The following is a 7,321-nucleotide window of genomic DNA, read 5'->3' as shown; positions in this document are numbered from 1 at the left end:
CGCCATGGATGGCGCACGCGAGCCTACAGGGACGTACTTGCGGCGTGTCCCGCGAACCCCCACACCCCCGCCCACACCATGAGCAGAGGATGATCCGCGCTGTTGCTTTTGGATGCGGAGAGGAAAAAGCAAAAAGGCCGCGATGCGCAATGCATCGCGGCCTTCAGGCCATCCAGGTTTTCGTGTCGCGGTATCAGCGCAACACGTTGAACAACGACATCTGCTGCATCTGCGAGAACAGCGTCTGCGCGGCCTGCAACGCCGTGCTTTCCAGCTGGTACTGACTGATCGCATCGGCGTAGTCCAGATCGCGCATCTGCGACAGCGTGCTCTTGAGCGTGACGGTATTGGACTCGCGCATGTCCGCCGCATTGTCCAGCGCCTTCAACTGCGCACCACCGGCCGCACGCGAATCGATCATCCGCTCCGAGGCCCGCGCAACGTCGCGCAGACCGCTTTGCAGCAGATTCTGCTGTGCCGCCGACTTCGACGCGCTGCCCGTGTCCATTTTCAACGACCCGATCAGACTGTCCAGCGTGCTGAAAATGTCCCGGCTGGTCGCCGGGGTGACCTCGAACGTATCGCCCGCCGCCGGCTTCCCATCGATGTGCAGACGCACCCCGTTGAGCACCAGATCATCGCCTGCCTTCATCGTACCGGTGGACACCACCGTACCGCCGGCATCCAGCAGCTCGTACTGGTCCTCGGCCGTGAAGCGTACGCTGAAGCCCTGGCCGTTCCAGCTGTCACTGCCATCGCGGGTCACATTGGTCAGCACCCCGGTGCCGGTGTTGGCCGTGCTGGCGGCCCCGTCCACGTGCCCATCGCCCGTACCGATCCGCAGGAAAATCTCGCTGCCGGGCAGGGCGTCGAGCACGTACGTGTCTGGCCCGACCTCCACCTGGCGCTGGTTCTGGTCGCCGTTGTACACCACCTTGCCATCGATCTGGCTGAAAGGCGGACTGTCATCGGCCGTGCCGCCGAACAGATAGCGCCCGGTGCCGTCGGTGCTGTTGGCCAGCGCCAGCAGATTGCCGCGGATCGCCTCGATTTCAGTGACCATCGACTGCTTGTCCGAGGCTGCCAGCGCCGGGTTGTTGGCGTAGATCGTCAGCTCGGTGATGCGCCCCATCATGTCGCCGACCTGGGCCAGCGCGTTTTCCTGCAGGCCCAGCCGGTTCTGCACGTTGCCCGCGTTTAGCTGCATGCGGTCCAGCGAGGCCAGCGTGCGGTCCAGGCCCACGGCGGCGCCGGAGGCGACCGGATCGTCCTTGGCCGTCACCAGCCGACGGCCGGTGGCGATCTGCTGTTCCAGATGGCTCATCTTGGCCTGCTTGGCCATCATCAACGACACCGACTGCTGGAACATCATCCCGGTGGAAATACGGCTGTTCATCGGCTCACGGCTCCGAGGATGGTCTGGAACATGTTGTCGGCGGTGGAAATCAGCTGCGAGGCGGCCTGGTAGGCCTGCTGCAGCCGCAGCATGTCCGCCGCTTCCTCATCCAGGTTGACCCCGGAGATCGAATCGCGCGCGGACTGCGCCTGGTCGGTGATCACCTGCTGGGCCTGCAGCGAATAGTCGGCCGAGCGGGCCGCCGCGCCGACCTGGGTGGTGAGCCCGCCGAGTGCGCCGCTGAGGGTGACGGTACCGTCGTTGAACGCCTTGGCCTGTTCCACCTTGGCCAGCAGCAGGGCGTTGCTGTTGTCCGACGACCCCGCCGGGGTCGGCCCGATGCTGAAGGTGTCGCCAGTCTTGGGCGCACCGTCGAGCACGAAGCTCCAGCCGTTGGCGCTGATGGTCTGACCGGCGGTGTAGGTGAACGGCCCGGTACCGTTGAGGGTGTACTCGGTGGCGCTGGTGAACACGATCGCCGCCGGATTGCGCAGCGCCGCGTTGTTGTGGTCGGTCACCTTGACCCCGGTGAGCTTGCCGGTGCCGGTATTGGTCAGCGCGGCGGTGCCCTTGATCGGGGCGGCCGCGGCGATGCGCGAGGTGTCGGTGATCGCCACCGACAACGTGCCGGCCACGCCGGCGGTGGGCTGCAGCAGCATCCGGTCGTTCACCGCCGGGGTGCCGGTCATCACCAGCTCCACGCCGTTGATCACCAGCGGATCGGTGGCGCTGCCGGTGCCGGTCATCGGGATCGCCGCGCCGGTGTCGGCGCGGGTGGCCTGCCACTGGGTGCCGTCGAACTTGAGCAGCACGTTCTGCCCGTCCAGCTTGGACAGGTCGCCGAAGCTGGCGGTCATGCTGGCCGTGCCGGTGTTGTTGGCGTTGCCGGTGATGCGCGGGCTGCCGATGTTGAAGAAGTCCCCGCCCAGGTTGCCGTACAGGTCCGCACCCTGGCGGTGCACGTCGTTGAAGCTGCTGGCCATGCCGACGGCCAGCTTGCCCAGTTCGGCCTGGGTCGGCGTCAGCACCGTATCGCGGAACTCCAGCAGGCCGCCGATCTGGCCGCCGAGGGTCTTCGGTTCCAGGGTGATCTTCTGGCCCGCGCTTTCCAGCGCCAGCTGCAGGCGCTCGGGCATGTACGGATCGGCCACGGTGGTGACCTTGGAGGCGGTGGTGCCCACCACCAGCGCCTGGCCACCGGCGGTGTAGACGTTCATTACCCCGCCGTCCTGCATCACCGCGTTGCCGCCGGTATAGCCGACCAGGTTGGCGATCAGCGCATCGCGGCGATCCAGCAGGTCCGGCGCGGCGTTGGCCGCGTTGCCGCCGATGCTGCCGTTGAGCTGGGCGATTTCCTTGGCCAGCCGGTTGATCTCCGAGGCACCGGCGATGAGGCCGTTGTTGACCTCGCCGTTGAGCGTATTGAGCTGGCCGTTGAGCTGCTGGAAGCGGCTGGCCAGGGTCTTGCCGCCGTCGAGCATGTTCTGCCGGTCGGCCGTGCCCGAGGCGTTGGAGGACAGCCCGCTGACGGTGTCGAAGAAGCTCGACCAGACCCCGGACACGTTGGTGGCGGTATCGGAGAACATCGCATCCACACGGTCGGCCATGCTCGACAGCTGCTTCAACCGCGCCAGTTCGCCACTGCCATCGAGCAACCGCGAGATCGCCAGCTGGTCGGCCACCCGGCGGATGTCGGTGATGCGGGTGCCGTTGCCCACGTCGCCATAGCCGAAGTTCTGCGGATTGGCGGTGGCGAAGTCGACCTTCTGCCGGCTGTAGCCCGGCGTGTTGATGTTGGCGACGTTGTGGCTGGTGGTCGCCAGCGCCCGCTGGAAAGCGAGCAGGGCGCTGGTGCCGGTGGAAAGTACGCTGGACATGGGTTACCTCAACGACGGATGACGCCCAGCCCGGTCGGGCTGGCGGTGCTGGCAAAGGTCTGGCCCAGGCGCTGGCTGGCATCGCCCACGGCGGCGATCGCACGCTCGATGGTCGGGCCGCCGGCAATCGCGGCGATCTTGGCCGCGTAGCTGGGATCGGTGGCGTAGCCGGCCTTCTGCAGGCCCTGGGCAAAGCCGCGGACATCGCCGCCGGCCTGCAGCGCGTTCTGGTAACGCGGGCTGTTCTTGAGCAGTTTCACGTAGTCGGCAAAGCTGTCGCCGACCGAGGTATAGGCACGGAAGCTGGCGGTTTCATTGCGGCGCACGCCGTCCACGTATTCATGGGTGCCGCTGGTGGCGCGCTCGCCGCCCCAGCCGCTGGCCTTGATCCCGAACAGGTTGTGCGAGCTGCCGCCGCCGTTGCGCTGCACCAGCTTGCGGCCCCAGCCGGTCTCCAGCGCGGCCTGCGCCACCAGCGCCTTGGCATCCACGCCGAGTTCGCGTGCGGCCTGCTGGGCGTGGTTCCAGATGCTGGCCACGAAGCCTTCGGGCGTGTGCGGGCCAAGCTGGGCGGCGGCGGTGTTGGCCGCCAGCGTATCGACCGCGCTCGGCGCCCGCGCGGCGGCTGTACCATTGACGTCGCGCCAACGGTCATCGGCCAGTGCAGCCCAGTTCTGTTCGGTCGGATCGCTGACGCCGGGCGCCGCCGCATACGGATCGGAACGGCCGATGGCCTCGTGCATCTGGCTGCTTTCGCGGCCGGCGATCAGGTCCAGTGCACGTTCCATCGGCTGCAGCACGGCCGACGGATCGGCGCCGCGCAGCTGCTGCAGCATCTCCACTTCGCTCGGCGTGCCGGTCGGCGTGGCCGAAGCCGGCAACGCCATTGGCGCGGCCGCCGGTGCGTTGAGGCGGTAGGCACGCAGCGCGGCGGCCGGGTTCAACGCGGTGTCGGTCGGCTTGGCCGCCTCGGCCTCGGCGCCACCCAGTTGGCGGGTGATCATCGCCGACAGCCCCAGCCCACGCCCACGGGTCATCGCCTCGGCGATCTTGTGGTCGTACATCTCGCGGAACATAGTGTTTTCGGCGGGAAACAGCGAGTCGCCGAAGCTGGCATCGCGCATGCTCTTGACCAGCATCTGCGCGAACTGGCCTTCCAGCTGGCGCGCCACCTTGTCCACCTTGGCCGGGCTGTTGGCCTGGGCCGGATTGAGTTCCAGTGCCGGATTGATGCGCATGTCAGATCACCTCGAGCTCGGCGCTCAGTGCGCCGGCCTGCTTGAGTGCTTCCAGGATCGCAATCAGATCGCCCGGCGCGGCGCCTACCGCGTTGACCGCATGCACGATCTCGTCCAGCGTGGTGCCGCCGGTGAACTTGAACATGCGGCTGCCGTCGTTGGTGGCGGTGATGGTGGACTGCGGCGAGGCCACGGTCTGGCCGTTGCCGAAGGCATTGGGCTGGCTGACGTTGGTGTTTTCGTTGATGGTCACGGTGAGCGAGCCATGCGAAATGGCGGCCGGGCCGACGCGCACCTGCGAGCCGATCACCACCGTGCCGGTACGTGCGTTGACCACCACCTTGGCCGGCGCGCTGCCGGGGGTGAGTTCCAGGTTTTCGATACGCGCCAGCATGCCGATGCGGGCGCCCGGGTCGCTCGGCGACTGCACCGCCACCGTGACGCCGTCGATCGCCCGCGCAGCGCCATCGCCGAAGGCAGCGTTGAGCGCGGCAACCATCCGCGAGACCGTGGTGAAGTCGTTCTTGTGCAGGTTCAGGGTGATGTCGCCACCGCCGTTGAACACGTCCGGCAGCGCGCGTTCGACCGTGGCGCCGTTGGGAATGCGGCCCACGCTGGGCACGTTCACCGACACCCGCGAACCGTCCTTGCCCTGTACGCCGAAACCACCGACCACCAGGTTGCCCTGGGCGATCGCGTAGACCTGGCCATCGGCACCGCGCAACGGTGCCATGAGCAGCGAGCCACCGCGCAGTGAGACCGCGTTGCCGATCGAAGACACGGTGATATCGATCGGCTGGCCCGGCTTGGCGAACGGCGGCAGCTCGGCGTGGATCGCCACGGCGGCCACGTTCTTCAGCTGCGGATTGACGTTGGCCGGCACGTTGACGCCCAGTTCGCCGAGCAGGTTCTTCAAACTCTGCACGGTGAAGGGTGCCTGGCTGGTCCGGTCGCCGCTGCCGTCCAGGCCGACCACCAGGCCATAGCCGACCAGCGCATTGGTGCGCACGCCGCCAACCTGGGCCAGGTCCTTGATGCGCTCGGCTGACGCCGGTGCCACCAGCGCGAACACGGCCAGCAGCACCACCACCGCATGCACCGCATACCGCACGGCGGCGTGGCGCTGTTCAGCCGGGTAGAGCGAGGCGGCGCGTCGCTGCCGGGACGGGGAGAAGGAGAGGGTCATGTCAGGCTCAGAACGGCGTCAACGCCGAGTTGAAGAAACGGCTCAGCCAGCCCATCGCGTTGGACTGTGCGACGGGGCCGCGGCCGCCGTAGACGATGCGGGCATCGGCAACGCGGCTGGAGGGAATGGTGTTGTCCTGGGAAATGTCCGCGGCGCGCACGATGCCCTGCACCTGCACCAGCTCATCGCCCTGGTTCAAACGCAGGTTCTTGGCGCCCTGGACCACCAGGTTGCCGTTGGGCAGGCGCTGCACCACCGTGACGGTCACGCTGCCGAGCAGGCGGTTGCTCTGCGCGGTAGTGCCCTTGCCGGCGAAATCACGCGAGCCCTTGGCAGTGGCGCTCAGGATGTCCTTGCCGCCCAGCGTCACCGGCGCGCCGAACAGGGTCGGGGTACCGATGCTCAGGTCCGATTCCTTGGCGGTGGTGGTGTTGGCGGTGGTCTGCGCGGTGGTGTTCTCGGTCAGGGTGATGGTCAGCAGGTCGCCGACATCGCGGGCGCGCCGGTCCGAATACAGCTGCAGGCCCGGGCCGGCGGCGTAGATCGCACCGGCCGTGGCCTGTGCGGCAGGCGCGACGATCGGGGTGACCGGCGCCATCGCCGGGTAGGGGCGGACGTCGCCGGCGATGACGCAGCCGCCGAGCAGGGCGACGACGGCACTGGCCGAGAGCAGGCGGAGGGTAGGGCGCAGGTGCGACATGGCAGGGTTCCCGGTTCGACCGATCAGACGTTCTGGTTGAGGTAGCCGAGCATCGCGTCGGTGGTGGAGATCGCCTTGGCGTTCATTTCGTAGGCGCGCTGGGTTTCGATCATCGACACCAGCTCTTCGACCACGTTGACGTTGCTGCCTTCCAGCGCGCCCTGCACCACGCTGCCCAGGCCGTTCAGGCCGGGGTTGCCGTTCTGCGCAGGACCGGAGGCGGTGGTTTCCAGGAACAGGTTTTCACCACGGGCCTGCAGGCCGGCCGGATTGACGAAGTCGGTCAGGGTGAGCGCGCCGATTTCCACCGAGGCCGCGTCGTCGGCCATCTTCACGCTGATGGTGCCGTCGGTACCGATGGTCAGCGACTGCGCGCCTTCGGGGATCTGGATGCCCGGCTGCACCGGGTAGCCGCTGTTGGTCACCAGCTCGCCGTCCTGGTTGCGCTGGAACGACCCATCGCGGGTATAGGCCGAGGAACCATCGGGCATCTGCACTTCGAAGAAGCCGCGGCCGTTGACCATCACATCCAGCGCGCGGCCGGTCTGTTGCTGGCTGCCCTGCTCGAAGTTCTTGGAGGTCGCCACCACGCGCACGCCGGTGCCCAGCTGCAGGCCCGTGGGCAGCTGCGTCTGCGCGGACGAAGAACCGCCCGGCTGGCGCACCTGCTGGTACAGCAGGTCTTCGAAGCTGGCACGGTCCTGCTTGAAACCGGTGGTGTTGGTGTTGGCGAGGTTGTTGGAAACCACCGACATGCGCGTCTGCTGCGCATCCAGTCCGGTCTTGGCGATCCACAATGCCTGGTTCATGGCGATGTTCCTTTGTCTGTTGCGGGTGGCCACCCGGGGCGGCCGTCACTGGGAGCGATGCATGGGCTGTGCCAGAACCGCGCCGGAAATCCGTCGGGGTCCCGTGGGTGCCCCG

Annotated in this window: 6 protein-coding genes; all 6 read right to left on the bottom strand. The window is 67.6% G+C overall.

All coding sequences use genetic code 11. From position 1 onward, the window contains the following. Positions 1 to 193: 193 nt before the first annotated feature. The 6 genes from flgL to flgG are packed head-to-tail and all read right to left on the bottom strand — an operon-like array spanning position 194 to position 7,206. Positions 194 to 1,396, bottom strand: coding sequence for a flagellar hook-associated protein FlgL (gene flgL / locus RTO53_RS12710; RefSeq protein ID WP_312238132.1), 1,203 nt, complete (start codon positions 1,394 to 1,396; stop codon positions 194 to 196). Beyond that, positions 1,393 to 3,273, bottom strand: coding sequence for a flagellar hook-associated protein FlgK (flgK, locus tag RTO53_RS12705; protein WP_312238131.1), 1,881 nt, complete (start codon positions 3,271 to 3,273; stop codon positions 1,393 to 1,395). The genes flgL and flgK overlap by 4 nt, the downstream gene beginning before the upstream one ends. 8 nt (positions 3,274 to 3,281) lie before the next feature. After that, on the bottom strand, positions 3,282 to 4,511 hold the full coding sequence (gene flgJ / locus RTO53_RS12700) for a flagellar assembly peptidoglycan hydrolase FlgJ (RefSeq protein WP_312238130.1): 1,230 nt from the start codon (positions 4,509 to 4,511) through the stop codon (positions 3,282 to 3,284). A gap of 1 nt (position 4,512) precedes the next feature. Beyond that, positions 4,513 to 5,697 carry a flagellar basal body P-ring protein FlgI gene (locus RTO53_RS12695; RefSeq protein ID WP_312238129.1) on the bottom strand — a complete coding sequence of 395 codons (1,185 nt, stop codon included), beginning with the start codon at positions 5,695 to 5,697 and terminating at the stop codon, positions 4,513 to 4,515. Between the two features lie 7 nt (positions 5,698 to 5,704). After that, entirely contained in the window at positions 5,705 to 6,397 is a 693-nt protein-coding gene (gene flgH, locus RTO53_RS12690) for a flagellar basal body L-ring protein FlgH (protein ID WP_312238128.1), read from the bottom strand. A 23-nt stretch (positions 6,398 to 6,420) separates the two neighbouring features. Next, positions 6,421 to 7,206, bottom strand: coding sequence for a flagellar basal-body rod protein FlgG (flgG, locus tag RTO53_RS12685; RefSeq protein ID WP_256776987.1), 786 nt, complete (start codon positions 7,204 to 7,206; stop codon positions 6,421 to 6,423). Positions 7,207 to 7,321 lie beyond the last annotated feature (115 nt).

The sequence above is a fragment of the Stenotrophomonas sp. genome (genome assembly GCF_031995405.1).
Taxonomy (GTDB): Bacteria; Pseudomonadota; Gammaproteobacteria; order Xanthomonadales; family Xanthomonadaceae; genus Stenotrophomonas.
The sequence above is the reverse complement of the archived record's forward strand: the minus strand, read 5'-3'. Positions and strand labels throughout refer to the sequence as shown.

Bases quoted from the DNA above. Each gene is read 5' to 3' on its own strand.
- flgL (WP_312238132.1), bottom strand. From the start codon at position 1,396: ATGAACAGCCGTATTTCCACCGGGATGATGTTCCAGCAGTCGGTGTCG.
- flgK (WP_312238131.1), bottom strand. From the start codon at position 3,273: ATGTCCAGCGTACTTTCCACCGGCACCAGCGCCCTGCTCGCTTTCCAG.
- flgJ (WP_312238130.1), bottom strand. From the start codon at position 4,511: ATGCGCATCAATCCGGCACTGGAACTCAATCCGGCCCAGGCCAACAGC.
- RTO53_RS12695 (WP_312238129.1), bottom strand. From the start codon at position 5,697: ATGACCCTCTCCTTCTCCCCGTCCCGGCAGCGACGCGCCGCCTCGCTC.
- flgH (WP_312238128.1), bottom strand. From the start codon at position 6,397: ATGTCGCACCTGCGCCCTACCCTCCGCCTGCTCTCGGCCAGTGCCGTC.
- flgG (WP_256776987.1), bottom strand. From the start codon at position 7,206: ATGAACCAGGCATTGTGGATCGCCAAGACCGGACTGGATGCGCAGCAG.